This is a genomic window from Alistipes sp. DJF_B185 (assembly GCF_964250025.1).
GTDB classification, from domain to species: Bacteria; Bacteroidota; Bacteroidia; order Bacteroidales; family Rikenellaceae; genus Alistipes; species Alistipes finegoldii.
Map to the genome: position 1 here is coordinate 128965 of NZ_CAXUDY010000004.1, position 26178 is coordinate 155142.

The 26178-nt window shown below is 57.3% G+C and carries 21 protein-coding genes; 7 read left to right on the forward strand and 14 right to left on the reverse strand.

All coding sequences use genetic code 11. From position 1 onward, the window contains the following. Window positions 1–232: 232 nt before the first annotated feature. The 10 genes from ACESTR_RS07110 to ACESTR_RS07155 all read right to left on the reverse strand — a co-directional run bounded on the left by ACESTR_RS07110 (window position 233) and on the right by ACESTR_RS07155 (window position 10815). Entirely contained in the window at window positions 233–1303 is a 1071-nt protein-coding gene (locus tag ACESTR_RS07110) for an AAA family ATPase (protein ID WP_014774677.1), read from the reverse strand. A 2-nt stretch (window positions 1304–1305) separates the two neighbouring features. Next, on the reverse strand, window positions 1306–1680 hold the full coding sequence (locus ACESTR_RS07115) for a helix-turn-helix domain-containing protein (protein WP_014774676.1): 375 nt from the start codon (window positions 1678–1680) through the stop codon (window positions 1306–1308). Between the two features lie 99 nt (window positions 1681–1779). Continuing rightward, window positions 1780–2625 (reverse strand): membrane protein, encoded by an 846-nt coding sequence (locus ACESTR_RS07120; RefSeq protein WP_032531600.1) that lies wholly within the window; start codon window positions 2623–2625, stop codon window positions 1780–1782. A gap of 167 nt (window positions 2626–2792) precedes the next feature. After that, on the reverse strand, window positions 2793–3908 hold the full coding sequence (locus ACESTR_RS07125) for a tyrosine-type recombinase/integrase (protein ID WP_014774667.1): 1116 nt from the start codon (window positions 3906–3908) through the stop codon (window positions 2793–2795). Window positions 3909–4025: 117 nt separating this feature from the next. Next, window positions 4026–4904 carry a helix-turn-helix domain-containing protein gene (locus tag ACESTR_RS07130; protein ID WP_032581293.1) on the reverse strand — a complete coding sequence of 293 codons (879 nt, stop codon included), beginning with the start codon at window positions 4902–4904 and terminating at the stop codon, window positions 4026–4028. A 270-nt stretch (window positions 4905–5174) separates the two neighbouring features. Further along, a complete protein-coding gene (gene mnmE / locus ACESTR_RS07135; RefSeq protein WP_302267893.1) occupies window positions 5175–6605 on the reverse strand; it encodes a tRNA uridine-5-carboxymethylaminomethyl(34) synthesis GTPase MnmE in 1431 nt (476 codons plus the stop codon). A gap of 1 nt (window position 6606) precedes the next feature. Then, window positions 6607–7989, reverse strand: a complete 1383-nt coding sequence (locus ACESTR_RS07140; protein ID WP_130063011.1) for a lytic transglycosylase domain-containing protein — start codon at window positions 7987–7989, stop codon at window positions 6607–6609. A gap of 3 nt (window positions 7990–7992) precedes the next feature. After that, window positions 7993–9153 (reverse strand): DUF5683 domain-containing protein, encoded by a 1161-nt coding sequence (locus ACESTR_RS07145; protein WP_130063010.1) that lies wholly within the window; start codon window positions 9151–9153, stop codon window positions 7993–7995. 3 nt (window positions 9154–9156) lie between these two features. Next, window positions 9157–10032 (reverse strand): ParB/RepB/Spo0J family partition protein, encoded by an 876-nt coding sequence (locus tag ACESTR_RS07150; RefSeq protein WP_009597738.1) that lies wholly within the window; start codon window positions 10030–10032, stop codon window positions 9157–9159. 12 nt (window positions 10033–10044) lie between these two features. Continuing rightward, the gene (locus ACESTR_RS07155) at window positions 10045–10815 is read right to left on the reverse strand and encodes a ParA family protein (RefSeq protein WP_014774660.1); all 771 of its coding nucleotides are present in this window, start codon (window positions 10813–10815) and stop codon (window positions 10045–10047) included. A gap of 113 nt (window positions 10816–10928) precedes the next feature. Between ACESTR_RS07155 and ACESTR_RS07160 the strand changes: the two genes are divergently transcribed. The 7 genes from ACESTR_RS07160 (at window position 10929) to ACESTR_RS07190 (ending at window position 20290) form a co-directional block, all read left to right on the forward strand. After that, on the forward strand, window positions 10929–11843 hold the full coding sequence (locus ACESTR_RS07160; RefSeq protein WP_081488068.1) for a CPBP family intramembrane glutamic endopeptidase: 915 nt from the start codon (window positions 10929–10931) through the stop codon (window positions 11841–11843). 59 nt (window positions 11844–11902) lie between these two features. Further along, window positions 11903–12781, forward strand: coding sequence for a hypothetical protein (locus ACESTR_RS07165; RefSeq protein WP_373179039.1), 879 nt, complete (start codon window positions 11903–11905; stop codon window positions 12779–12781). Between the two features lie 4 nt (window positions 12782–12785). Further along, entirely contained in the window at window positions 12786–14192 is a 1407-nt protein-coding gene (locus ACESTR_RS07170) for a peptidylprolyl isomerase (RefSeq protein ID WP_009597835.1), read from the forward strand. Window positions 14193–14196: 4 nt separating this feature from the next. Next, window positions 14197–16755, forward strand: coding sequence for an OstA-like protein (locus ACESTR_RS07175; protein ID WP_302267906.1), 2559 nt, complete (start codon window positions 14197–14199; stop codon window positions 16753–16755). 202 nt (window positions 16756–16957) lie between these two features. Continuing rightward, a complete protein-coding gene (gene araJ, locus ACESTR_RS07180) occupies window positions 16958–18115 on the forward strand; it encodes an MFS transporter AraJ (RefSeq protein WP_227042547.1) in 1158 nt (385 codons plus the stop codon). After that, window positions 18102–18602, forward strand: coding sequence for an NUDIX hydrolase (locus ACESTR_RS07185; protein ID WP_009597837.1), 501 nt, complete (start codon window positions 18102–18104; stop codon window positions 18600–18602). The genes araJ and ACESTR_RS07185 overlap by 14 nt, the downstream gene beginning before the upstream one ends. Window positions 18603–18871: 269 nt before the next feature. Then, window positions 18872–20290, forward strand: coding sequence for a mechanosensitive ion channel domain-containing protein (locus ACESTR_RS07190; protein ID WP_009597868.1), 1419 nt, complete (start codon window positions 18872–18874; stop codon window positions 20288–20290). A 49-nt stretch (window positions 20291–20339) separates the two neighbouring features. Here the strand turns inward: ACESTR_RS07190 and ACESTR_RS07195 are convergent, their stop codons facing one another. The 4 genes from ACESTR_RS07195 to ACESTR_RS07210 all read right to left on the reverse strand — a co-directional run bounded on the left by ACESTR_RS07195 (window position 20340) and on the right by ACESTR_RS07210 (window position 26173). Then, the gene (locus tag ACESTR_RS07195; RefSeq protein WP_009597735.1) at window positions 20340–22001 is read right to left on the reverse strand and encodes a putative transporter; all 1662 of its coding nucleotides are present in this window, start codon (window positions 21999–22001) and stop codon (window positions 20340–20342) included. 385 nt (window positions 22002–22386) lie between these two features. After that, a complete protein-coding gene (locus ACESTR_RS07200) occupies window positions 22387–23772 on the reverse strand; it encodes a TolC family protein (protein ID WP_373179040.1) in 1386 nt (461 codons plus the stop codon). Window positions 23773–23778: 6 nt separating this feature from the next. Then, complete coding sequence (locus tag ACESTR_RS07205; protein WP_237958774.1) at window positions 23779–24888, reverse strand: efflux RND transporter periplasmic adaptor subunit; 1110 nt, start codon at window positions 24886–24888, stop codon at window positions 23779–23781. A gap of 25 nt (window positions 24889–24913) precedes the next feature. Further along, window positions 24914–26173, reverse strand: coding sequence for an ABC transporter permease (locus tag ACESTR_RS07210; RefSeq protein ID WP_373179041.1), 1260 nt, complete (start codon window positions 26171–26173; stop codon window positions 24914–24916). Window positions 26174–26178 lie beyond the last annotated feature (5 nt).

A 26178-nucleotide genomic window follows, 5' to 3' on the forward strand; every position in this document is an offset into this window, starting at 1 on the left:
TGTACAACCGTAACGCAGTGAGGTTATACCTTGGCATATCTCGCAACAGTTACCTGTTGATGCTTCACGGCAAGCCATATCGGATGCGTATAGTGAACTGGCACTCGGATAGGAAACATAGAATGAAATGAGCCTCTAAAAGAGGGGAGAATATGAATATCTCACATGATGTCTTCCTGCCGACTTTACTTTATTCTTATGTATACGCCCCGACAATAAAGTAAAGTTGAACTCAATAATGGTATTCTGGATTGAAGGCATAATCTTTCCCTTCTTTTATAACCATTCGTTCGTCGCTGAGCAATGTTGCGACCTTTACCGCCTTGTTATAACCGAGTTTTATACCCTGCAATCCGTAACCCTCTTTCAAGCGTTCTATATAATCATCGTAATTGCTGATGTTGCCATTGGCAAAAACGGTATCCAATGCTGGACGATGTACATTCTTTGGAATCTCCTTGTCCGGATCGAACGGTCCTTTGGTTGGTCGTCCGGTCTTCTTCTCTTTGGGCAGATAGGACTCTACCGGTTCGGGCATGGCTTCCTCGTTTATGCGGAAGGCGAAAGGCTCAAACTCACGGTCACGGATATGGACGGCTTCGACCACGCTTACAGCTTTGTCCTCTTTGTCCACTTCGACCTGCATGATGGTTTCCGCTTTATTGTTTAGTTCCGTGCCGATGTGACCACGGGCATGTTCATCATTCTTGTTCTGATGCAAGACGGTATGGATATGGATTTGCCTGTCATCCGTCCACTGCATGAATTTGGAGATGATGTCGGTGGATTCGCTGGAGGAATTGATGTCGTAAAGGAAATCACGAATGCCATCTATGATGACCAATCCCAAATCCGGTATTATGCCAATGGCCTGTTCGACTATCGCCAGACGTAGTTTAGGGGAAAACTTGCGCAGAGCCAGCATAATCAGATTATCCGGATTCTTGTATTCCGGCAAGTCGGCCAAACGTAATATGCGTTTCAATACCTGTTGGCAATGATACCGCCCCTGCTCTGTGTCTATGTATAGAATTTTCCGCTTATTTTCGGGAAATGTAGACCGGTAATGAAGTACGGTGCTGTTATTCAATGCCGATGCGACAATGGCTGAAACGTTGAAAGTTTTCTTGCTTTTGGCTTTTCCGATGGAAGCACTGAAGTTTCCCAATGTTCCGATAATGGTATCGTCCACCATCAGAACCACCGGGGAGTGTTCGTATGTACTCGTTACGCTTATTGTAGACTCCGCCATGTAAGCGGCCAATTCTTCAGGAGAAAGAATAATAGTGTCTGTCTTTTCCATCGCTACCAGTTTTTAGGGTTCGGTTTACGGCGATGGGAGGCGAGCAAAGACTCATTCTCGTCCTCGAAACTTTGCGGAGCCGGATTCTTCCGGGAAGATTCCAGCCATCTATCCAGTTCGTCACGATAGATGTAGAGATGCTTTCCCTGTTTTATAACCGGAATATCGTCTTTCTTGACCTTGTAATAAAAGGTCGACAACGGCATTTTAAGATAGTTGCAAGCCTCCTGTACGGTCATGGGGACGTGCGTGTTCTCTTTGGTTTCGTACTGCTTGGAAAGTTTCTCCGTAAGCAGGTTTTCCATACTTGCGATTCTGTCGCATAGTTCGCCTACCACATTCGGTAGGTCGTTGAATGTCAGTTGGTCTTTTTCCATATTATGACTATTTTAATCGTTTAACATGCTGCGAACCAACTCAATGAAACCTTGCAGAACAATACAGACCGGATTAATTATTTCGTCTGCATACTTTTTTTATTGCGAGTCATCATTATCTACATCTAAATGGAAGCGATAGTCGCCTTTATCTGGTACATCAATGGGAATCTGGCTTGGAACATTATCCCGTAAATTAAGTTTAAGATATTCAAGGGTCGCGTTTACGAGTTCGTATGGAAATGATTCTTTGATAAAAACGGCTCTTTTCGCCAAGGGTACTCCCAAGCGTTCACCGACATTCCATGCCAAATGGCGAAGTCCAGGCGACCTCAGCGGATTGTCTATATTGGAACGAATCGGTTTATATGACTCAGGTTGATCGTAAGCCATATACTCTATATTGGAAATGAGGGTGGCAATATCCTCTTTGGAGAGATAGGGGGCAGTCTTGACGGTTACATATTCCCGAATCGCATCCATGATTTCCGCTTGCCTTTCAATCTCTTTCTTTTTGAGTTCCACTAATATGGAATCATATTTATTCAAATGAGAATCTTGCGGACAATCAGAGTTTACAGTATTTTGATTTGACTGTTGGGACGGAGGACACTCCTGTTCAGCCAAACCCATCGGTTGCTCGATGGGCAGTATTTCAGTAGCATCCATAGATTCTATGGCGTTCTCTGATTCTACAATAGGCGTAAATAGCTCGCCCAAAGAGAAGTTGATAGGATTCTTCGTTAGCCAAGTGTAGAAAAATCGTTGCAGGAGACCGCACAATATAATTGTAACCACAAGGCCTATTATAACTGGAGTTGTTATTGTTGTGGTATTGATTTGGTGATAAGTGAATAGGTAAGTGTCTACTGCCACATAGGCAATTACCAATAATGCAAGAATAAAACTTATCCTCTTGGTCCGAATTTGAGTATTATTTGTCATCTGCTGCAAGTATTTGAAATGGTTATATGGCAAAGTTATGTGCTATATTCCAGATATATATAATTAGTGATGACGAATCGCTCAATATTTGTAAAAAATAACGGTTAGAGTATGATTTTGGGTGAAAAATCATACTCTGACTGCAGAAATCGAGGACAAAGCAGCTGTCAGTCTTGCCGTGTCAGGGTGATTTTCTTGCTGGCTTCACGTTTGTTGGCATCCACGACTTTGATATACCTTTGAGTGGTGGTGATACTCTTGTGTGCCATGATGCTCTGTATGGTGCGGATGTCCGTCCCGGCAGCTGCTTGTAGCGTCGCAAATGTTCTACGATACGAGTGAAATGTTATGTTCTTGGTAATTCCGGCAGAACGAATCCATTCTTTCATCGGTATTTGCGTCCAACTGCGCATAAGCCCCTTGAATACCAAACCTTTCTTTTCAGAATTATAGCCAATCAATCCCAAAGCTTCTTCACTGATGGGAATGATGTCTTCCGCCTTGTTCTTTTGCGTAATGATGTGTACACATTTCCCACCGGCAGAATAGTCCACGATGTCTTCCCAACATAGCGAGAGAATGTCACTGATGCGCAAGCTGGTCATACAGGAAAACAGCGATGCCGTTTTCAGAATAGGTTTCTTGCAAGGTGTCTCAGCCAATTTGTACAATTCCTCAACTGACAGGGCCTCTTTCATTACATCTTCTGTCTCTATCTTTTCCAAGAAATCATTGACATTGGTCTTTATCATCCCATTACGATAGAGTATTTTCAGGAAACCTCTGAAAGTAGACCAGTATCCTGATGCGGAGTTCCGTGTGATACGTCCGTTACGCCTTAGCTTCTTGGCACTCAGCAGATATTCCCGAAACTTGTTACAGAGGTCGATGTCAATCTCTTCAAAGGTGCATTTACCATGTACGAAGTTACTGAAATGCAGATAGACAAACTCCCATTTCTGGTCATGCTTACGGAGCTGCTTGCGATAATACTCCAGAAAGTCTGCCTTGAGTTTGTACTTGTCAAAGAAGTCATACCGTTCATTGACTACCGACTCGAACCTGCGGCAACGGATGGCTTCGGCTTTCTCGGTCATTACCTCGTTGAAATTCTGTTCACGTTTGTTTCTCGGATTGGCATAGATATAAATACCAAGCGATTCATGACGGATAACTTTCATTGTCTCTTTGTCTCGATACCCCGGATAATAATCCAGATAGAAAGACATCATCCTGCCTTTTAGCGGACGTGTCCTTAATGTCACGGTCTTGCATTCATGCATAATGTTATATTTTTATGGTTATTATTAATTCGTCGGCGAAACTCTATAATGTAATCATGCAGATTACCTACAGCAGGGATTAATTTTTGAATAATTTACGGATAGTCATAAATTAGACTATTTGCGGACACCCATTACCCGGTCAAACTCCACTTTCAGGAATCTGACGAACCGTCCGTTCTTCTCACGGTTGATCTGATGGAATTGCAGAATACCGTAAACCGAATCACGAGAGAGCTTGAATTTCTCCATTGCCTCCTTGACGGTATAGTATTCCGCCTTGCTCTCCTGTTCGGAACTCTTTGAGAGGTCGAAGTGGAGCTTGGAGTAGAATATCTGCCCATGCTCCTTCTTGGATGGAATGTTGTTCCGATACACCTGCGAACGGATGGCGACACGTGTCATGCCGTACTTCTCTTGAATCTCTTCCGGTGTGTACCATTCAGTAAGGTCGGAATCCACCTCGTATTTGGCAAAGGCGGCATCGATATGTTTCTTGCTGTAATAGTTGAACTGGCGGATTCTCACTTTCGGCACTTTATGTTGCCTTGTGTAAGTCCACACCCATTTAGCGTTGACTTTGTATTTTTCTGCAATCTCTTCGGCTGTGCAATACTCAGAGATGTCGAAGTCCTCTTTGGGCACGACACGCTCGTAAGGTTTGGTTTTCATCATCAGTTCAATGTCAGCACGGCGGATGAGTGACTTCTTGCCGCTGATGCGTGAAGCCCGAAGTTTGGATTCCTTTACCAATTTATATATGTACTGTCTGGTTACGCCTATTAACTTTGCTGCTTGGGCAAAAGAGAAGAAATCCTGCCCCTCGGCGGCTTGTCGAGGTTGCAATAATTCTTGCGACCGTTTCAACTGTCGCTTACGTTCCCGGATGCGCTCCTTGTAGCCAAGATTGGAACACTGATGGCTACAATAACAGGTCGTTGTTTTTTGAGCTATGAATGGCTTTCCGCACCATTGACAAATCTTTCTTACTTCCATATTTTCTCGTTTATATTGGCGGTAATTTCGCCTTATTTCTCCCGATTTTTGTCAACACATGTAAACCACTGTCAACACACGTCAACTAATGCGTCACTGTGACATTCGGGTTAACCGTGAATTTCTGTCGTGGTAGAAATATGATAGAAAAATATGGATAAAAACCGTTATCTCCAAATACGGATTGGAAACCGTTAAAATAGAAAAGTCACTGAAATACAGCGACTTTATTCTAAATGGTTATGGTTGCTTATGGCTATTTCCAAGCCATCACTTTCCGATGCAGAACTTCGAGAATATGGTTTTGAGGACCTCTTCCGGGACGATGTCCTGCCCGGTGACGCCGCTCAGATGGCGGATGACCTGACGGATCTCTTCGCTCAGCAGATCGGTCGGAAGGTTGTCGCGCAGGCCGTCGAGGGCGGCACTCAGGGCTTCGGATGCCGACGTGAGGGCTTCGTAATGGCGGCTGTTGGAGATGACCGTGCCGCCGTGGTAGAGCGTTTCCGTATCGACCGCGTCGCGCAGGATCCGGCGCAGGTCGTCGATGCCGTCGCCGTTGCGTGCCGAGATGCCGACGGCGCCTTCGGGAAGTGCGAGACCGGGTGTTTTGTCGATTTTGTTGTATACCGTCAGCAGCGTTTGGTCGGGACGGAGCGGAAAGTCCGGGCTTTGGGTGTCGGCGGCCGAATCGGCGCTCGGAACCGCAGGGGCGGATTTCCGGCCCGTTTGTCCGGATGAAGGGCTTCCGCCGGATACGGGTACGGCGGGCTGCGATGCGTCGATCAGGCGGATGATGATCTGCGCCCGTTCGATGCTTGACATGGTGCGGGCGATTCCCATTTGTTCGAGGGTGTCGTTCGTGCTGCGGATGCCGGCCGTGTCGAGGAACCGGAAAACGATCCCGTCGATGTTGGCGCGCTCTTCGATGATGTCGCGCGTCGTGCCGGCGATGTCCGAGACCATGGCCCGTTCTTCGTTGAGCAGGCGGTTGAGCAAGGTGCTTTTTCCGACGTTTGGCGCTCCGACGATGGCTACGGCGACTCCCTCCTTGATGGCGTTGCCGAGCGAAAACGAGCTACGCAGGGCGTCGATCCGCTCCTTGATCTGCCGCATGGTGTCACGCAGCTGGGTGCGGTCGGCGAATTCGACCTCCTCTTCCGAGAAGTCGAGTTCGAGTTCCAGCAGCGAGGTGAGGTGCAGCAGTTTTTCGCGCAGGGTGTCGAACGCTGCGGAATAACCCCCGCGCATCTGGTTGGCGGCGAGCGCGTGCGACGCCCGCGAGGACGAGGCGATGATGTCGGCCACGGCTTCGGCCTGCGAGAGGTCGAGTTTGCCCGCAAGATAGGCCCGGATGGTGAATTCGCCCGGTTGGGCCATGCGTGCGCCGGCGGCGGTCAGCAGGCGCAGCGTTTCGGAAACGATGTACTGCGAACCGTGGCACGAGATTTCGGCGGCGTCCTCGCCCGTATAGGAACGGGGCGCCCGGAATACCGTGACCAGCACGTCGTCGAGCGTTCGCCCGTCGGCTATGATATGGCCGTAATGAACCGTATAGCCCTCGGCGTCGGCCAGCGGCGCGCTTCCCCGGAAAATGCGGTCGCAGATCGTCAGCGCGTCGCCGCCGCTTACGCGGATGACGGCGAGCGCCCCTCCTGCGGCGGTGGCCGGAGCTGCAATGGTATCGTGGTCGCAGATCATCTTACCTTCCTTCGATGCGGAGCCGTTGTCCGATGCGGAGTTTGTGGGCGCTCTTGATGTTGTTCCAGCGCATGAGCTGCGCCGTGGTCACCCGGTAGCGGCGGGCGATGGCGCCCAGCGTGTCGCCCTTCTTGACGGTGTAGACCGTTCCGGAACGTTCCTGACGCTTCTTGTCGAGGTTCGCTGGGTTGATGTATTCCTTGAGGTACAGCGAGTCTTTGGCCAGAATAGCAGGCTCGTTGGCGACGTACTGCGTCAGGCTGCGCTGCGGAAGCACCAGCGTATAGGGTTTGGTCGTGGCCGGGATGATGTCGAGTTTATACTGCGGGTTGAGCTGGCGCAGGGTTTCGATCGGCACGTCGATTGTCGAGGCGATCTGCTGGAGGTGCATGATCCGGTCGATGCGGACGGTGTCGGTGGCCAGCGGAATCGGGGCTTCGGTGAGTTCGATGCCGTGCTGGCGGTGGTAGGCGTAGGCATACGACGCACCGATGAAGGCGGGGACGTAGCCGCGCGTTTCGCGGGGCAGGTAGTCGTAGATGTCCCAGAAGGTGCGGCTCTTCTCGCCTGCGCGGGCCAGCGCCTTATTGACGTTGCCCGGACCGCAGTTGTAGGCGGCGATGGCCAGCGACCAGTCTTTGTAGATGGCGTAAAGGTCTTTGAGGTAACGGCAGGCGGCCTGCGTCGAACGGACCGGGTCGCGGCGTTCGTCGACCAGCGAATTGACCTCAAGTCCGTAGCTTTTGCCTGTCGAGGGCATGAACTGCCACAGTCCCACGGCGCCCATGGGCGATACGGCCGTGACGGAGAGCGCCGATTCGATGATCGGCAGGGCCCGCAGCTCGATGGGAAGCCCCTCTTTGAGCAGTTCGTCCTCGATCAGCGGGAAATAGTACTGCGACATGCCCAGAATCCGGCTGATCGTGCCGTAGCGGGAGTCGGTGTAACGGTTGATGTAGCCCCGGACGATGCTGTTGTAGGGGAGCTGGATGGGCGATGCGAGGTCGCGCAGACGCCGGGTATAGACCGAGTCGGGAACAGCGCCGGTCTGCGTGCTGTCCACCAGAATATAGTTGTCGAAGAACTCCCTGAACGAATCGCAGCACTGCCTTTCGCGCCATACGGCGACCAGCGAATCGGCCTGCGCGGCCGTCTGTCCCAGCGTCATGTCGTTATCCGGGATCGGTGCGGGCGCCGGCGCGGCAGGTTCGGTTTTGCGCTCGGTGTGTGCGGGCTTTGCGGCCGGAGGAGCGGGGGCCGGCACGGGTTCGGCGACGGCTTCGGTCCGGGCTTTTTTCTTCTCTTTCTTGCGGGGTTTGCGGTCGAGGCCCGATGCGGGCGCAGCGACGGCCATCAGCAGCACTATGGTCAGGAGGATTCTCATCGGTTAGAATTTGAAACTCAGGTTGAACCCGAATACCGCACGGTTGCCGCCGGCGGAGGGAACGTATGTATAATCGACCAGCGGTTCGAGATTCATCGACAGGTCGTCGGAGACGTCGTAGTCCTTCAGGTGGGCGTCCACATGGGCGTCCACGATCTGAAGGACGTACAGTCCGGCCGAGATGATGATGCAGAGGTCGCGGTTGCGGCGGTAGTTGTTGCGCAGGTTGCGGATGAAGTCCGCCGAGTAGCGGCCGTGGAATTCGTCGGTCGGGCCGTCGGGGTAGGCGTCCGGATTCTTTTCGTAGTCGCTCAGCAGCCGGTATGCCTTTTTGAAACGCTGGTAGCCGCGGTTGTTCCAGTCGATACAGTAGATCATTGCGGCGAAACCGCCCACGACGAAGGGGACTTTCCAATAGCTTTTGTTGTAAATCTGTCCCGCGCCGGGGAAGATGCAGGCCAGCGTGGTGGCTTTCTTGACGTCCGATACCTCGTTGGTCGAGTAGTTCACGGCGGCGTCGCCGATGAAGTAGATGTACGAGGCCACCGTAAGGCCCAGATAGACCTGCCGGCGGGTGTTGCTGCGGATCATCCTGCTTTGCAGCGCGTCCAGTTCGGGCGTGCGCGAGAGGTTTTTATTCGTGTAGGCTTCGTATTCGCGCTTGAGGGGCTTGTAGGTCTTGTTTTCGTGGAGATAGAGGGCCAGACCCGCGCCCAAGGTGCCGTAGAGAACGGGCAGTTTCCAGTATTGTTTGTTGTAAATCTGTCCGTAACCGGGCAGTACGGTCGAGATCCAGCACACCTTCGAGAGCGACATCGAATCGCTCATCAGCCAGCCGCGTTTATGCTTGGTGGGGGCCGATTCGATCTTTATGCCGGCCATTTTGAGCCGGTAGAGCGAGTCGGCTTTGCTTATGTCGTCGGTGCGCAGCTCCGCGACGGCGGCCGAGTCGGCCGCGAAGAGTCCCGTCATCAGCGAATCCAGTTCGCGGACCAGCGAGAGGTCGGCCAGCGAGTCGGTTTTCGAGGCGAGCGAATCCCGCTGCACGAGCATGCCCCCGCGCACGATGGTGCGCGCCCCGCGGTGGAGCTGCGCTTGGGCGGGAAGCCACAACGTGAGTGCCGCGAGTATCGGCAGCAGGTGTCTGAACCGGATTCTTACCATATTTTATTTGAGGCGGCCGGAGAACCGTTCGATGAATTGTTCGATGTCCTTGTCGTCGTCGAAGCCGATGACGATCCGTCCGCCGCCGTTTTTCGAGCGTTTGATGCTGATTTCCTGCGAGAAGAACTTTTCGAGCTGTTCCACCAGCCGCGAATAGCTTTCGGGATACTCTTCGTCCTCCATGTTTTGTGCCGCTTCGGCGGGCTGCTCGGTGAGCGTGCGCACCAGCTCCTCGGCCTGACGGACCGAAAGGCTCTTCTTGAGTATCTTCTTCAGCGTGCGAAGCTGCAGCTCCTGCGGGGCGCCGGCGATGGCCTTGGCGTGTCCCATCGAAATCAGCCCCTCCTTGAGGGCCAGCTGCACCTCGTCGGGCAGTTTCAAGAGACGCATGTAGTTCGAGACGGTCGAACGTTTCTTGCCGACCTTTTCGGAGAGCGCGTCCTGCGTGAGGTTGCACTCCTCGATCAGACGCTGCATGCCCAGCGCGATTTCGATCGCGTTGAGGTCCTGCCGCTGGATATTCTCCACGAGGGCCATGGCGTGCAGGTTTTCGTCGTCCACCTCGCGGACATAGGCCGGAAGGCTCTTCAGGTCGGCGCGCTGCGCCGCCCGCCAGCGGCGTTCGCCGCTGATGATGATATATTTGCCGTCGCCCGATTTCTTGACCGTAATGGGCTGGATGATGCCCAGCTGGCGGATCGAGTCGGCCAGCTCGTCGAGGGCCTCTTCGTCGAATTGCGTACGCGGCTGCGTGGGGTTGGGAATGATTTCCGCAATGTCGATTTCGGTCATCTGGCTCATCGGCTTGAGCTTGGCGTCTACGGCGTCGGTGCCGAATATGGCGTCGAGTCCGCGCCCTAATCCCTTCGGTTGTTTCATAGCTGCGTTCTGTTATTTGCTTCGTTTACGGTTGCGTTTGAGGAACTCCCGCGCCAAGGTGAGGTAGTTCTCCGAACCCACGGCCCCGGCATCGTACAGCATGACGGGCTTTCCGTGCGAGGGGGCTTCTCCCAAACGGATATTGCGCTGAATTATTGTGTCGTAGGCCAGCTGACCGAAATGTTCGCGCACCTCGTTCACGACTTGGTTGTTGAGCCTGTTGCGCATATACATCGTCAGCAGGAAGCCCTCGATGTCCAGTGCGGGGTTCAGGCCGCTTTTGACCTTGCGGATGGTGTTGAGCAGTTTCGAAAGCCCTTCGAGGGCGAGGTACTCGCACTGCACGGGAATAAGCACCGTGTCGGCGGCCGTGAGGATATTGACGGTCGTATAGCCCAGCGAGGGGGAGCAGTCGATGAAGATGTAGTCGAAGCGGTCGCGGACGGAGTCTACGATGCGTTTCATCACGTGGTGCGCATCCTCCATTTTCGGCAGTTCGGTGTCGGCGGCCACCAGATCGATCGACGAGGGCAGCACCCATAGATTCTTCACGTCGGGGCTTTGGAGGAGCACCTCTTCGGGCTTTTTGAGTCCTGCGATACATTCGTAGACGCCCTCCAGATTGATGTCGAAGCCCAAGCCGGAGGTGGCGTTGGCCTGCGGATCGGCGTCGAGCAGCAGCACCTTCTTGCCCAGCAGGGCCAGCGAGGCCGCCAAGTTGATGGCCGTCGTGGTCTTGCCCACGCCGCCTTTCTGATTCGCTAATGCGATAACCTTTGCCATGTTTCGATCGGGTTTATAATCGGGCAAATTTAATGATTTTAAATGGAAATCCATAACCGTAACCGAAAATTGCTTATCTTTGAACTCGGAACGGATTGATAGTTACACGCTATATGACAGAAAAAAAAACAGAGGCTCCCGTGCAGGAGCCGGCGCCGGCTCCTGAGGCCGTCGGTAAAATCTGGAAACTGCAGGGGAAATTTCCCGCACTGGCCGATTATCTGGTCTTTTTCGGCATTTTCCTGCTGGCGCAGGTCGTGGGCGCCGTAACGGCGCTGCTGGTGGGTTGCAAGTGGCCCGATCAGGCGCTGCTGGCGAGCGCCGACGAAACGGTGAGCACCGCCGAACAGGTGCTCGTAGGGCATTTCAACGCCGTATCCTATTTTGTCGCCATGACCCTTACGCTCGTGGGATTTCTCTTTTACCGCAGCCGGCGCCGGGGTCCGAAAATCATCGCGCATTTCTCCTCCCGCGGACTGAATCCCGTCCTGCTGCTCTGGGGCGTGGTTTTCATGCTCGCCACGTCGGTGGTGCTCGAACCGCTGCTGAGCCTGCTGCCCGAAGTGCCCAACGCCTACGGACGCGGCGCGTGGGCGATCGTTACGGTCGTGGTGATGGCGCCGCTGTTCGAAGAGGTGATTTTCCGCGGCGTGCTGCTCGAATCGACGCGCGCAAAATACGGCGTGATGGCCGCATGGCTGGTTTCATCGGCCGTATTCGGCATCGTGCACGTGCATCCGACCGTCGCGGTGAACGCCTTCGCCATCGGTCTGGTGCTCGGATTCGTCTACATGCGGACCGACTCGCTCTGGTCTACGATCATACTCCATGCCGTCAATAACGGAATCGCCTATCTGGCGCTGGTCACCGGGCACGGCAACGCCATGCTGATCGACTTGGTCGGCAGCAGGACGCTCTATGTGCTGATTTATATCGGTGCGCTGGCTGTCTTCGCCGTTTCGGGTTACATGATGCTCCTCGCGCTGCGGCGCCTGAAAGCCGAGGATAAAAATCGGGCGGCGGCGTAATAATCTGGGCCGGGGCTGCGTTAGTTACGAGTAAAAACTGTATCTTTGTCCTCCGGATTATGAATTTGCGAGCGAAAATAGCAGTCGTGGCGGCTTCGGTTTTTCTGGCGGGCTGCCGGGAGATGCCGGGCTATTTCGCCAGCGATACCACGCTGGCGCGCGCCGGCGGCAAGCAGCTGCAGCTGCGCGATGTGGAGTCGGTGGTTCCCAAGGGAGTCACGGGCGAAGACAGCGCGGCGTTCATGAAGGTATACGTGGACCGGTGGGTGCGCAAGCAGCTCAAGCTCAAGGAGGCCGAGACGCTGTTTTCGGCTTCGGGCGACGATATCGACAAGATGGTCGAGGAGTACCGTCAGGCGCTGCTGATCCGCAAGCTGAACCAGCTGTATGTGGACCGGAGCATCGACACGACGTTCGCCGACGACGAGATTACGGCCTATTACAATGCGCACAAGGCCGATTTCCGGTTGGACCGTACATTGGTCAAGGGGCGGATCGTGCAGTTCGGCGAAGGCTATCGTCAGGCCCGGAAGCTGAAGGAGCTGATGGGGGCCAAATCCGCCGCCCAGCAGCAGGATTTCCGGGATATCTGCGAGAAAAACGACTTCACGGTGACCGATTTCCGGGAACAGTGGGTCGATTTTCCGGAGTTTCTGAGTTTCCTGCCGACCCTCAGGTCGCAGAATTACGATTCGGTGCTGTCGTCGAACGCCGTGCAGGCGATGCGAGACAGCCATTCGTACTATTATTTCCAGATCGACGCCGTGCGGCGCGAGGGCGAGCCTATTCCCCTCGAACGCCTGCGGAGTACGATCCGCCGCATCCTCTTCAACCAGCGGCAGGGCGAGATCATCCGCAGCCACGAGGAGGAGCTGTACAACCGCGCCGTGGAGAACGGGGAGGCGAAGATTTTTGAAAATACAAACGATAAAGTATAACGCAATGTTGAAAAAAGGTATAATGGCGGCGGCTCTCGCCGTGCTCGCTGCGGGGGCCTTCGCCCAGAAACAGCAGGTGATGCTCGACAAGGTGGTCGCCGTCGTGGGTTCTTCCTCGATTCTCTATTCCGAGGTGGCGGATCACGCGCGCCAGCTCACGGCGCAGCGCCGCGCGGAGGGGTACACCTCCGACCGCGATCCGATGAACGAGGCGCTCGAAGCGCTGATGACCCAGAAACTGCTCTTCAATCAGGCGCAGATCGACTCGGTGAAGATCAATGCCGGCGACATCGCTTCGCACGTCGAGGAGCAGGTGCAGAACATGATCGAGGCCGAGGGATCGATTCCCCGGCTCGAAGCCAAGCACCACATGGCCATTTTCAACATCCGCGAGAACATGCGTCAGCGCTACGAGGAGCAGTCCTACGCCAGCTCCATGCAGAACGAGGTCGTGAGCAAGGTCGCGGTCATTCCGGGCGAGGTCGAGCGTTTCTACAAGTCGATCGACAAGGACAGCCTGCCGACCATCGCCGAGCAGTATGTCTATGCGCAGATCACCCGTTTCCCCAAGTCGATCACGCAGGCCAAGCAGCGTACGCGCGAGCGTCTGCTGGACATGCGCGAACGCGTCATCACGGGCAAGGCCAAGTTCGAGAATCTGGCCCGCATGTATTCGCAGGACCCCGGAACGATGATGCGCGGCGGCGAGATGGACCCTGCGCCGCTCGCCAGTCTCGACTCTTCGTTCGCCGCGGCGCTCGAAAACATGAAGCCCGGACAGATTTCGGAGGTCGTCGAATCGCAGTTCGGATTCCACATCATTCAGATGCTCGACAAGCGGGGGAGTCTCTACCATTTCCGCCATATCCTGCTGCGTCCGGTCTATACGATCGACGAGCTTACGGAGGGCACGCATTTTCTGGACAGCATCGCCAATCTGATCCGCAAGGATTCGATCACCTTCGAGAAGGCCGCGCTGCTCTATTCCGACGATGCGACGTCGAAGATGAACGGCGGTATCGTTTCGAACCACGACATTCTGGAGCGTTTCAGCGCTTTCGACGCCAAGCTGACCGTGACGAAGTTCCTGCGCGAGGATTTCGCCCACTTCAACGCGCTCAACGATTACAACGCGCTGGTGCGGCTGAAGCCCGGCGAGGTGTCGGAAGCTTTCCTGACCGAGGACATCATGGGCAACCAGCTGGCCAAGGTCGTCAAGCTGGTAGAGATCATTCCGACGCACGTGGCGTCGCTCAACGAGGACTACCTCCGGCTGGAGGAGATGGCGCTCAACGCCAAGCAGGAAAAGGTCTTCAAGGACTGGCTGTCGAAGAAGATCGACGCCATGTATGTCTATATCGATCCCGAATTCCGCGACGGAGCGTTCGAGAACAAACATTGGGTGAAGTAAAACCGTGCGCAGGCTTCTTTCCATAGCGGTCGTCGCATTGGCCGCCGGCAGTGTGATTTTCGCCCGCGGCGGGATGCAGGCGCCTGAGGCGGAGCAGCCGGCCGAGAAGAAACTCATCGACCTCAAGTCGGACAACATGGGTCCCGTGGCTCCGGGCGATTCGGTGATTTTTCTGGTGGGCAACTTCGCCGCGCAGCACAACGGCGCCGTCATTACGTGTGACAGCGCCGTCCGCTATTCGGACATGCGCATCGAATTCTTCGGCAATGTCCTGATCAACAAGAATACGACCTATATTTACGGCGACCGGGCCGAGTATAACGGCGAGGTGAACGAAGCCCGCGTATTTTCGGATATCGTCAAGGTGGTCGACGAGGACGCCACGCTCTACACCTACGAGTTCCTTTTCAACACGAAGGAGAACGTCGGCGAATTCGGCGGGGGCGGCGTGCTTGTCAACCGCGACAGCCGGCTGGAGTCGGTGCGCGGTTACTACTACGCCAACAGCAAGGAGCTGGTCTGCGTCGATCGGGTCGAAATGCGCAACGACGAATACGAACTGAAAGGCGACTCGGTGGTCTACAACATGGCTACCGACAACGCCTTTTTCTTTAAACACACCAATATCTGGAACAAGGAGGGCGACTATCTGTATGCCGACCGCGGCGCTTACCGCAAAGCCGACTCGCTTTACAAGGTGACCAGCAACGGGTACGTGCTGACCGACAAGCAGGAGATGTGGAGCGACAGCATCGATTTCTACCGGGCCGAAGACCATATAATTTTATGGCGCGACATTCAGATCGACGATACGGAGCACAAGGTGCTCGCCTTCGGCGATTACGGCGAATACTGGAAGGAACCGGGAAACGCGTTCCTCACGCGCCGCCCGTCGATCGTGAGCTACGACCTCTCGCAGGGCGATTCGCTTTTCATGCGCGCCGATTCGATGTTCCTGTTCACGATCAACGAAAACACCGAACGCCGGGCCGCGGAGGCTGCCGCCGCTGATTCGCTGGCCCGTTCGGCCGACTCGCTGGCGCTGTCGGGGCCCGATTCGCTGGCGCTGTCGGGGCACGATTCGCTGGCGCTGTCGGGGCCCGATTCGCTGGCGCATGCTGCCGGAGGAGTCGACGTTCCGGCCGATTCGCTGGGGCGTCCCCGTTCCGGCCGCAGGCCGCAGGGCGTAGATGCCGCCGATTCGTTGGCAACCGCCGGTTCCGCACCCGATTCATTGGCGGCCGGCGGAGACGCGGATTCGCCGCATGCCACGTCGTCGCCTCTCGACGCGCCGGACCGACCCGCTCCCGCTGATTCTCTGGGCGGAGCGGCGCCTGCCGATTCGCTGGCCAATGCTGCGGATACGCTGACCGTCGCCCAGCGCAAGGCGTTGCTGAAAGAGGCGGCGAAGAGAGCCAAGGCCGAGGAAAAGGCGGCCGCCGCCAAGGAGAAAAAGAAGAAGCTGGACGAGATAGCGGCCCGGCGCAAGGAGAAAATGACGGCCCGGCTGCTGGAGCAGAAGGAGCGCGAGGAAGCCCGGCTCACGGCGCGCCGCCTGAAGGCGGAATCGAAGCTCAAGGCCCGTCAGGCGCGTGCGACGCGCAAAGGACGGATGATTCAGATCGATTCGACGGCCCTGCGCGAACTTGATTCGCTGATCGTGCTCAACATGGCCGAGCAGGATTCGCTGCTGAACCTGCTGGTCGATTCGCTGCTGACCGACACGGCGGCGATGGCGGTTCCGGCCGATTCGATCGACTCGCTGGCTGCGCCCCGCGACAGCATATACCGTCTGCTGAAAGGGTTCCGGAACGTGAAGATCTACCGCTCGGATTTCCAGACCGTGTGCGATTCGATGACGGCGATCAGTACCGATTCGACGATCCACCTCTACATCGATCCCGTGTTGTGGAACGAGAACAACCAGATCACCTCCGACGTGATGGACATTTTCACCGAGAACCAGCAGCTTACGCGGGCCGAGTTCATCGGCAGTCCGATGATGGTCAGCCAGCTCGATACGATGCACTACAATCAGGTGGCGGGCAAGACCATGACGGCTTACTTCTTCAACAACCAGATTTACCGCAACGACGTGAACGGCAATGCCCAGACCATCTATTACATGCAGGACGGCGAACCCGTCGAGATCACGATGATGGGCGTCATCGAAAGCGGCGAAATATCGTTCTTTATCGAAGACAAGCAGGTGGTGCAGATCACCTACCGCGGCGATCCGGTCTATAATTTCTACCCGATGGACAAGATTCCGCCGACGCAGGATATCCGTCTCAAGGGATTCAAGTGGGAGGGGGCGCGGCGGCCTTCGCAGGCCGAGGTCTTCGACCGCCGGATACGTCCTTCGGAGCGCGAGCGGCGTTCGGAGATGAAACATCCCGATTTCCCCATCATGCAGCGCATCGACGAGCACAGGAAGCGTCTGATCGAACAGCGCCGCTGGACCGACCGCAACGATCAGGTCGATGCCGCGACGGTCGAGTGGATGCACTCCCTCGGCTACGAAGTGGGCCAGCCGCGCAAGACGGAGGCGCCCGCGGAATAGCGGCGCGGAGCCGGTTCGGTTCTGCCGGATCGTTCGGTTGGTTGCGGTTCTGCCCGATCGTTCAGCCGGGGCGTTTGACCCGATTGTTTGGCCGGGCCGACCGGGATGACCGTAAAAACAACAGAATGCAAAGGTGAAAGGCGAATAACTTTTCACCTTTTGTGTTATTTTTGCAGCCGGTTACGGTTAATGTAGTTCCTCTATGAAAAAGAGTCTGATAGCCTTGGCGTTCGGAACGCTTGCGCTCGGAATGTCGGAGTTCGTGATGATGGGCATTCTGCCCGATATCGCCCGCAGTCTCGGCGTCTCGATTCCGGAGGCGGGGCACCTCATTTCCGCCTATGCGCTGGGCGTCTGCTTCGGCGCGCCGCTTATGGTGCTCGTCGCCCGGAAACGTCCGCTGAAACAGATACTGCTGGCGCTTACGGCGATGATCGCGGCGGGTAATCTCTGCGCTTCGCTGGCTCCCGATTACTGGTCGCTGCTGGGCTTGCGTTTCGTTTCGGGACTTCCCCACGGCGCATTCTTCGGTGTGGGGTCGATCGTCGCCGAGCGGGTCGCCGACGCCGGGAAGCGTACGGAAGCCGTGTCGATCATGATCGTCGGCATGACCGTCGCCAATCTGTTCGGCGTGCCGCTGGGAACCTATATCAGCAACGTCCTGACGTGGCGCGCCACGTTCGGAATCGTGGCCGTGTGGGGCGTTGTGGCGCTGCTGCTGGTGCGGTTGTGGGTGCCGCGCATGGAACCGCTGCCCGATACGGGGCTGAAAGGCCAGTTTCGTTTTCTGCGCAGTCTCGCGCCGTGGCTCGTGCTGTTGTCGGTGATGCTGGGCAACGGCGGCATTTTCTGCTGGTACAGTTACGTCAGCCCGCTGATGATTCACGCTTCGGGATTCACGGCGGACGACCTGACGCTGATCATTATGCTCGCCGGGTTCGGCATGTTCGCGGGCAATATCATCGGAGGCCATTTTTCCGATCGTTTTACGCCTGAGAAGGTCGTGCGTTTCACGCTGGCCACGGCCGCGGCGACGCTCCTCGCGATTTACTTCGGGGCGCACGTCCGTTATCTCTCCGTCGCCCTGATGGTGCTCTGCACGGGATGTCTGTTCTGTGTTTCGTCGCCCCAGCAGCTGCTTATTCTGGAGAATTCGCGCGGCGGCGAGATGCTGGGGGCGGCTTTGGTGCAGGTGGCATTCAATCTGGGCAATGCGCTGGGCGCCTACTGCGGCGGCCTGCCGATCGACCACAGGCTGGGGTATCGTTATACGGCTCTCGCGGGCATGGGATTCGTCCTGCTCGGTTTGCTGACCGTCGTGATTTATATACGTAAATATCCCCGCCATGAGATGCGATAACGGTTCGGAACTTTTTCCGGTGGTCGATCCCTCCGGCGTTGTCGTGGGATCGGCTACGCGCGGCGAATGCCACGGCGGGTCGATGCTGCTGCATCCGGTGGTGCACCTGCATCTGTTCAATTCCCGCGGCGAGCTCTACCTGCAAAAGCGGCCGGAGTGGAAAGACATTCAGCCCGGACGCTGGGACACGGCCGTGGGCGGCCATGTCGATTACGGCGAGACGGTGGATGAAGCCCTGCGGCGCGAGGTGCGCGAGGAGCTGGGGGTGACCGAGTTTACGCCCGAACGGGTAGCGGTCTACGTATTCCGCTCGGAGCGGGAGCGCGAACTGGTCTATGTCCATCGTGCGGTGTACGACGGGCCGGTTGCGCCGAGCGACGAACTGGACGGCGGGCGGTTCTGGAGCCGGGCCGAGGTGCTGGAAAACCTCGGCAAAGGGGTGTTCACTCCGAATTTCGAAGGCGAAGCGAAACTGATTTTTGAATAACCGCTTTATTTCGTATCTTTGTAAACGGGGAAGCGGCTGTAAGGCAGCGGCTTAATGTGGCGGGGCCGGTTCGTGCCGCGTTTTGCCCCGATTGTGCCGCATTCGTGTTGCATCCGCGCCGTATCCGGCCGCGCTGCCGGGGAGGGCCGATGTCGGCGGAACGTATGCCGGATAGGTGCGGCACCGCCGTATCGCACATCTTTTTTTGTAAAACGACGACCTCGGAATCATTTTTCACGAACGGGTCTGATAATTGATAGGAATGCCGTATGCAGACACTCCTGAAACATTGGGCCGACGCCCTGCTCGAATGGCTGGGACTCGCGTCCGCGCAGGACAGCGGCTGGGACCGCTGGGTGGCCTTTACGCTGGTACTGCTGGCGGTGGCGCTCTTCGACTTCGTGTGCCGCACGATCCTCGTGCGCGGCATGCGGCGCATCGTCAAGCGCACCAAAGCCACGTGGGACGACGATCTGTTCAACCCCGACGTGCTGAGCCGTTTGTGCAACGTCGTCAGCGCCGTCGTGCTGGGGATCGTTCTGCCGGTGGTTTTCGAAGAGCAGTCCGAAGCCCGGACGATCGTGACGCGGCTGGTCGAGGTCTATATCGTCGTGGCGGTATTCCGCTTTATCAATGCCGTGCTCTTTGCGGTTTTCCAAATCGCTTCGGCGCGTCCCGCATGGCAGAACAAGCCGATCAAGGGGCTCAGGCAGACCGGGCAGGGCATTGCAGCGCTGATCTGCGGCATACTGATCGTTTCGATCCTGATCGACAAGTCGCCCGCCAGTCTGTTGGCCGGTCTGGGAGCGTCGGCGGCGATCATCATGCTGATTTTCCGCGACAGCATTCTGGGATTCGTCTCCGGCATCCAGCTTTCGGCCAACGACATGCTCAAGGTGGGGGACTGGATTTCGGTTCCCAAATACGGGGCCGACGGCTCGGTGATCGAGGTGTCGCTCACGACGGTGAAAGTCCGCAATTTCGACAATACGATCGTTACGCTGCCGCCCTACCTGCTGGTGAGCGATTCGTTCCAGAACTGGCGCGGCATGCAGGCGTCGGGAGGCCGCCGCGTGAAGCGCTCGGTGAGTATCGACATGACCAGCGTGCGGTTCTGTACGCCTGAGATGCTGAATAAATACCGCAGTATCGACCTGATCCGCGAATATATCGACGATACCGAACGCCGCGTCGAGGAGTACAATGCCGCGCACGGCATCAAACCCGGCGAACGCAGGATCAACGGCCTGCATCAGACCAATCTCGGCGTCTTCCGGGCCTATCTCGAACGTTATCTGCGCAACGAAGTGCCCGTGAACGCAGGGATGACGCTGATGGTGCGTCAGTTGCAGCCTACCGAGACGGGACTTCCGATGGAACTCTACTTCTTTACCGATACGGTGATATGGGTGGATTACGAGCGGATACAGTCCGATGTTTTCGACCACGTGCTGGCCGTGATTCCCGAATTCGACCTGCGGGTATTCCAGAATCCGTCGGGCAGCGATATCGCGGCGCTGCGTTATCTGAAGCCGGAGCCGGGAATGGGGCGGAAAATGGAGCAGAGAAGGGGGCCGGACCGGGCGCCGGAACCGGAGCCGGAGCAAAAACCGGAACCGACGCCTACGCAGGAACCGACGCCGAAGCAAGAGCCGGAGTCGGGGCGGAAACCGGAGCCGACGCCGTAGCCGGTCCGGGCGCAGTAGCCGAACCCGGAGCAGGCCGCAGGGCCGCAATCTACAGGAAAATCATCAGCATCACCTGAATGATGACCACCCGCAAAAACATGCAGAGGGGATAGACCGTGGCGTAGGAGACCGACGGATTGTCGCCTTCGATCGTGTCGTTGGCGTAAGTCAGCGCCATCGGGTTGGCCATGCTGCCGCACAGCATGCCCGATACCGAGCCGAAATCGATGCGCAGGACGCGCAGCGCGAAGACGCCCAGTAATACGACGGGAACGAACGTCAGCAGGAATCCCAGCAGGAGCCACAACGCCCCTTCGGGGCGCATGACCGTTTCGAAGAAGTGCGCGCCGGCTTCCAGCCCCAGACAGGCGAGATACATCGACAGCCCCAGCGCGCGCAGCATCAGGTTGGCGCTGTAGGTGGTGTAGGTAATCATATGCAGACGCGGACCGAACGTGCCGATCAGGATGCCGATGACGATCGGGCCGCCCGCCAGACCCAGCTTTACGGGCAGGCTGATGCCCGGAATGCTGACGGGGATGCTCCCCAGCACCAGTCCCAGAATCAGTCCGACGAAGACCGCCACGAGGTTGGGTTCGTCGAGGTTCTTGACGGCGTTGCCGAGAATCTTCTCGACGTTCTGGATCGCCGCGGCTTCGCCGACGACCGTCAGGCGGTCGCCCATCTGGAGCCGCAGATCGGGCGTTGCGAGCAGCTGCACGCCCGAACGGTAGACGCGGCTGATGTTGATGCCGTAGTTGTTGCGCAGGCGCAGTGAGGAGAGTTTCCTGCCGTTGATTTCGGGCCGCGTGACCAGAATGCGCTGGGAGATCAGCTGGCTGTCCACGGCGTTCCAGTCTATGTTTTCCGCGTTCCAGTCCTTCAGTTCCTGCTCGCCGAAGATCAGCCGCAGGCCGTCGGCTTCCGACGGGGCGGTGATGACGAGGATGATGTCGTCCTTCTGCAGCGTCTTGTCCGAGGTGGGGATCGACACCCGCCCGTTGCGCCAGATGCGCGAAATGACGAAGTGGTGGTGGCTTTGCGAGGCGATCTCGTGGACGCTTTTGCCGAAGATGGCGGGGTTGGTCAGGTGGTAGCTGGCGATGAAGACGTTCTTGCGGTGCTCGGCGTCCGGTTCGGGCATGTCCGAAGGCCGGACGAAGACCTTGCGGATGAAGACGATGGCCAGAATGACTCCTACGACGCCCAGCGGATAGGTCACGGCGCAGCTCAGGGCGGCGCCGTTGGGGTCGATGCCCATTTGCTGCAGCGTCTGCTGCGCGGCGCCGAGCGCCGGGGTGTTGGTCGTGGCTCCGCAGAGGATGCCGGCCGCGTCGGGCATGGAGACGTTCAGCGTGAAGCTCATGCCTATGGCGAGCGCGGTGCCGATCAGCACTACGGCGACCGCCGGCGACAACAGGCGCAGTCCGTCGGCGCGCAGCGAGTTGAAGAAACCGGGGCCGACCTGCAGACCGAGGGCGTAGACGAAGACGACGAGTCCGAAACTTTCGGCATAGGTCAGCATCTGCGGGTCGATCGTGAGTCCGAAATGCCCGGCCAGAATGCCGGCGAAGAAGATGAACGCCACGCCCAGCGATATGCCGAAAAAGCGGATTTTACCGAGTCCGATGCCGATCGTCGAGATGAGCGAGATCACCACGACGGCCTGCAGCGCCGAATGTTCGACGAATAAACTTTTTAGCCACTCCATCTTTACCGTTTGTAATTCAGCTGCAAAAGTAGGGCAAATTTTTCAGATAGCCATTTCTTTGCCGAACGTTTTGTTGGCTGAAAGAGACTGTATGCAACATTTTCGTCCACTCGTGTGAATCATTTCAGCCGTAAGTTATGGCAAAAACGCTCGCGGGGTGTACAGCTTCGGAATATTTTCATATCTTTGTTTCATCCTGCTTCGCACAGGGGACGAAGAGGGTATTAGTGACGCAAAAGGGCTTCTGCGCCGGGTAGGAGCCTGAAAGCCTCTCCCGGCAGCTGTCGGAATACTTGAGGGATTGGTATTCCGGACAGCAATAGGGCGGTCGAATTTCGACCGCCCTAATTTGTTTATTCGGTGCGAGCTTGTTTACGGCTGTTTGTCATAGTTCGAGCGGCCGGCCGCGGTAGAAGTCGAGGATTTTCGACCGGAATACGAATTCGTATTTCGCCTGCACGAGTTCCGACTCGGCCTTTTCCATACGTGTTTTGGCGTCGTTGAAGTCGAAGACCGTCGAACGGCCTGCGTCGGCTTTCTGCTGTTCGTAGGCGAAGGCCACCCGTGCCGAGGCGAGGGCGGCGTCCGCCGAACGGTATTTGCCGTAGGCGGCGTCGGCGTTGTACCACGCCTGCTCGATCTCCTTGCGCAGCGATTGCTCGGCGTCGGTCACGGCCAGCTGTTGTTTGCGCATGGCTATCCGGGCCGAGAGGATGCTGTTGTGCGTGGCGCGGCGGTTGAAGATCGGAACGCTCATCGACACGCCGACGAACTCGCTGCTGTTCTTGCGGAACTGGGTGCCGAAGGCGGCCTCCTGCGTGCTGTAGATGCCCGTGCCGTAGCCTCCGCGCAGCGAAAGCGAGGGGTAGAGCGCGGATTTGGCGATCCGGACGGCATTTTCGGCGCTTTCGAGCCGCAGGCGTTCCGCCTTGATGTGGGGGCGGTTTTCCGTCGCATAGGCATAGACGTCGTCGGCCGTGCCGAGCATGTGCAGCGATGCGAGCGCCACGCTGTCGAATTGCGGCGCCACGATGTCGAATCCCGCCGCGCTCTCGCGGTTGAGGGCCAGACTCAGGTTGAGCAGCGCCAGCCGCAGGTCGTTGCGGGCCTGCGTCAGATTCAGTTCGTCGTTGGCCTGCAGGGCTTCGCTTTCGTAGCGTGCCGATTCGGGCTGTTTGCCCGCGGCGACCAGCTCGCGGCTGCGGACGGCCTGCTGGGTGCTCAGTTCGAGCTGGCGTTCGGCGATCTGGGTCAGCTCCTTGTTGTAGAGAACCTGCAGGTACAGCGTCATGACGTTGATTGACAGGTCTTCGCGTGCGCGTTCCAAATCCTGCATGGCGGCGGCGAGGTCGAGCTTGCCGCCCTTGATTTCGCGGTTGATGCGGAATCCGTCGAAGAGGGGCATGCTGGCCCCGACGTCGAACGAGCCGCTCTGGATGGTTCCCGTCTTGCGGATGTTGTCGTCGGAGGTGCCGCGCCCGAAGGTGGCGTTGTAGCCCACCGATGCGCTCAGGTCGGGCAGCCGGCTGTATTTTGAGGTAGACAGTTTCACGTCGGTCTGCTCCACCTGCAGGGCCTGCTGCTGTACGCCGACGTTGTTGTGCAGGGCATACCCGATGCAGTCGTCGAGCGACCACGGCGTGCCGGGCGCCGGCGTTGCGGCCTGCGGCGCGGCCTGTACCGTCTGAGCCGCGGCGGCAGCCGTGCAGAGCGTCATGACAGCCGCGCTGAGGGCGGCGAATAGGGTGCTGGTTTTCATGCTGCGATGCATTTGTGGTTATTTCTTCTTCTCTTCCCGTGCGCCGCGGACTTTGCTCTCGGCGGTCACGCCCTCGGTCAGTTCGATGTTGATGCCGTCCGACAGCCCGATCTTGACCTCGTGCTTGTCGAAGGTCTGCTCCTCGGCCCCGTCGGCGCTGGTGAGCAGGTAGACGTAGGTTTTGTCGCCCTCGAATTCGACGGTGCTTTCCGGCAGGGTCAGCACCCCTTCGCGGCTCTGGATCACGATGCTGGCGTTGGCGCTGTATCCGGCGCGCACGAAGACGTTTTCGGGAATCTTCACGGCCGCCTTCACTTCGAACATGATGACGCCGTTGTCCTCGGTCGCTTTGGGCGAAACGTACTCCAGCAGGGCGTCCAGCTCGACGTTCTGCAGGGCGCCGATGGTCAGCTTGACGGGCATCGTCTCGTGGAGCTTGCCCACGTCGGTCTCGTCGACGTTGCCCCGGAAGAGCATGTTCGACATGTCGGCAACCGTGGCGATGGTCGTGCCGTCGTTGAAGGTGTTGGACTGGATCACCGAGTTTCCGACCTTGACCGGGACGTCGAGGATCATGCCGTCGATCGTCGAACGGATCTGGGTGTTGCTCAGCTCCTTGTAACGGCTGGTGATGCCGTTCTTGACGATCTCCATGTTCTCCTTGGCGTTCTGCAGCTCCTCCTGCGCTTTCCGAAGCGCGGTGCGGCCCTGCTCGTACTCCTCGTCCGACACCACGCCCTTCTTGTGCAGGGCTTCCGTGCGGTTGAATTCGCGGCGGGTCTGGTCCAGCGATATTTCGGCCACCGAGACGCGCGATTCGGCGCTCGACAGCTGACCCATTTCGGGGACGACCTTCACCGTGGCGATCACCTCGCCCTTGCGGACCATCTGCCCGGCCTCCTTGTAGACGTCGGAGACGATGCCCGAAATCTGGGGCTTGATGAGCACCTCGTCGCGCGGCTCGACCTTGCCCGTGGCGACCACGTACTGTTTGAGCGTGTCGAGTTTGGGCTGCACGATCGTGTAGACGACCTTTACGGGGCGGGTCTTCTGCCACAGGAACCAGAACGTTCCGAGAAGCAGCGCCGCAAAGAGCACTCCCAGAAAGATTTTCAGAAATTTTTTCATAGCCGTAATCTGTTTGTTTAATCGTTTATTCTTCGCGTATTGCATCCACCGCCTTGATGCTCAAGGCCCGGTATGCGGGGATGACGCCCGCCAGCAGGCTGCCTGCGATCAGGATGAAGAGGGCCAGCATGCCCGTCCCGAAGGAGATCTGCCACGACACTTCGAATCCTTCCTGCGCCACGGTGACCGCCTGATAGTAGACCGAATCCACGACCGACAGCACGCCGACGGCGGCCGTGAGCCCCAGTATTCCGGCGATGAAGGTGAGGATGAAGCTCTCGGAAAGTATCTGCGAGATGATGGCCGTAGGCGGGGCGCCCAGCGCGCGGCGGATGCCGATCTCCTGCGTGCGCTCCTTCACGAGCACCAGCATGATGTTGCTCACGCCGACGATACCTGCCAGCAGCGTGCCCAGTCCCACGATCCACGTCAGCAGGCCGATGCCCCAGAACAGGCTCATCACCTTGTCGAACATCTCTCCGGCGGACATGGTCCAAGCGGCCTTTTCGTCGTCCGGCGAGATCATGTGCCGGGCGAAGACGGCTTCGCGGGCCGCTTTCTCGACCTGTTTGCTCGGAACGTCCTTGTAGCCGGCCAGCGCCAGCAGGTGTATCGTGCGGCCGTAGCCGAACATCTGCTGCGCCAGCGAGATCGGGACGACAACCGTGCGTTCGACGTCGCTGAACGACATGGCCGACGATTCGCGGCGCATGACGCCGATGATGGTGAAGTAGCTTCCTCCGACCTTGATGACTTTGCCCGTCGGGTCGGGTTCGCCCGGAAAGAGGTCTTTCTGCACCTGCGTGCCGATGATGCAGACCTTGCGCTTGTGCACCATGTCTACCTCGTTGATGTAACGGCCTGCGATGATCTTCTGCGGGTTGATCTTCTGGTAGTCGGGCGTGTATCCCATCATCTGATAGTCGCCCTTGCGCTCTTTGTAGCTGCAGTGGAGTTCGTTGCCCCAGATGACGCCTGAGGTGTACTCCACCTCTTCGAGTTTGCTGACGGCTTCCAGATCGTCGTTGTCCATTCTCCACCAGCGTCCCGTGGGCATGCCCTTGTAGGGGACCGAGGTGCGGCTGCTTTGCAGCAGCACCGTGTTGGTGGACATGCCGCCCAGCTGGGCGCGGAACAGGCGTCCCAGCCCCATGCCGGCTCCCAGCAGTACGATGAGCATGAAGATACCCCAGAATACGCCCAGCGCCGTCATGATGCTGCGCTTGCGGTTCCGGCTGATTGTCTGCCAGATTTCGTTCCAGCGGTCCGTATCGAAAAATCTCATGGCTC

Coding starts and splice junctions, on each gene's coding strand:
- ACESTR_RS07130 (WP_032581293.1), bottom strand. CDS start 4,904: ATGGAAGTAAGAAAGATTTGTCAATGGTGCGGAAAGCCATTCATAGCT.
- ACESTR_RS07210 (WP_373179041.1), bottom strand. CDS start 26,173: ATGAGATTTTTCGATACGGACCGCTGGAACGAAATCTGGCAGACAATC.
- ACESTR_RS07150 (WP_009597738.1), bottom strand. CDS start 10,032: ATGAAACAACCGAAGGGATTAGGGCGCGGACTCGACGCCATATTCGGC.
- araJ (WP_227042547.1), top strand. CDS start 16,958: ATGAAAAAGAGTCTGATAGCCTTGGCGTTCGGAACGCTTGCGCTCGGA.
- ACESTR_RS07115 (WP_014774676.1), bottom strand. CDS start 1,680: ATGGAAAAAGACCAACTGACATTCAACGACCTACCGAATGTGGTAGGC.
- ACESTR_RS07140 (WP_130063011.1), bottom strand. CDS start 7,989: ATGAGAATCCTCCTGACCATAGTGCTGCTGATGGCCGTCGCTGCGCCC.
- ACESTR_RS07145 (WP_130063010.1), bottom strand. CDS start 9,153: ATGGTAAGAATCCGGTTCAGACACCTGCTGCCGATACTCGCGGCACTC.
- ACESTR_RS07125 (WP_014774667.1), bottom strand. CDS start 3,908: ATGCATGAATGCAAGACCGTGACATTAAGGACACGTCCGCTAAAAGGC.
- ACESTR_RS07165 (WP_373179039.1), top strand. CDS start 11,903: ATGAATTTGCGAGCGAAAATAGCAGTCGTGGCGGCTTCGGTTTTTCTG.
- ACESTR_RS07190 (WP_009597868.1), top strand. CDS start 18,872: ATGCAGACACTCCTGAAACATTGGGCCGACGCCCTGCTCGAATGGCTG.
- ACESTR_RS07170 (WP_009597835.1), top strand. CDS start 12,786: ATGTTGAAAAAAGGTATAATGGCGGCGGCTCTCGCCGTGCTCGCTGCG.
- mnmE (WP_302267893.1), bottom strand. CDS start 6,605: ATGATCTGCGACCACGATACCATTGCAGCTCCGGCCACCGCCGCAGGA.
- ACESTR_RS07185 (WP_009597837.1), top strand. CDS start 18,102: ATGAGATGCGATAACGGTTCGGAACTTTTTCCGGTGGTCGATCCCTCC.
- ACESTR_RS07110 (WP_014774677.1), bottom strand. CDS start 1,303: ATGGAAAAGACAGACACTATTATTCTTTCTCCTGAAGAATTGGCCGCT.
- ACESTR_RS07195 (WP_009597735.1), bottom strand. CDS start 22,001: ATGGAGTGGCTAAAAAGTTTATTCGTCGAACATTCGGCGCTGCAGGCC.
- ACESTR_RS07200 (WP_373179040.1), bottom strand. CDS start 23,772: ATGCATCGCAGCATGAAAACCAGCACCCTATTCGCCGCCCTCAGCGCG.
- ACESTR_RS07205 (WP_237958774.1), bottom strand. CDS start 24,888: ATGAAAAAATTTCTGAAAATCTTTCTGGGAGTGCTCTTTGCGGCGCTG.
- ACESTR_RS07155 (WP_014774660.1), bottom strand. CDS start 10,815: ATGGCAAAGGTTATCGCATTAGCGAATCAGAAAGGCGGCGTGGGCAAG.
- ACESTR_RS07160 (WP_081488068.1), top strand. CDS start 10,929: ATGACAGAAAAAAAAACAGAGGCTCCCGTGCAGGAGCCGGCGCCGGCT.
- ACESTR_RS07120 (WP_032531600.1), bottom strand. CDS start 2,625: ATGACAAATAATACTCAAATTCGGACCAAGAGGATAAGTTTTATTCTT.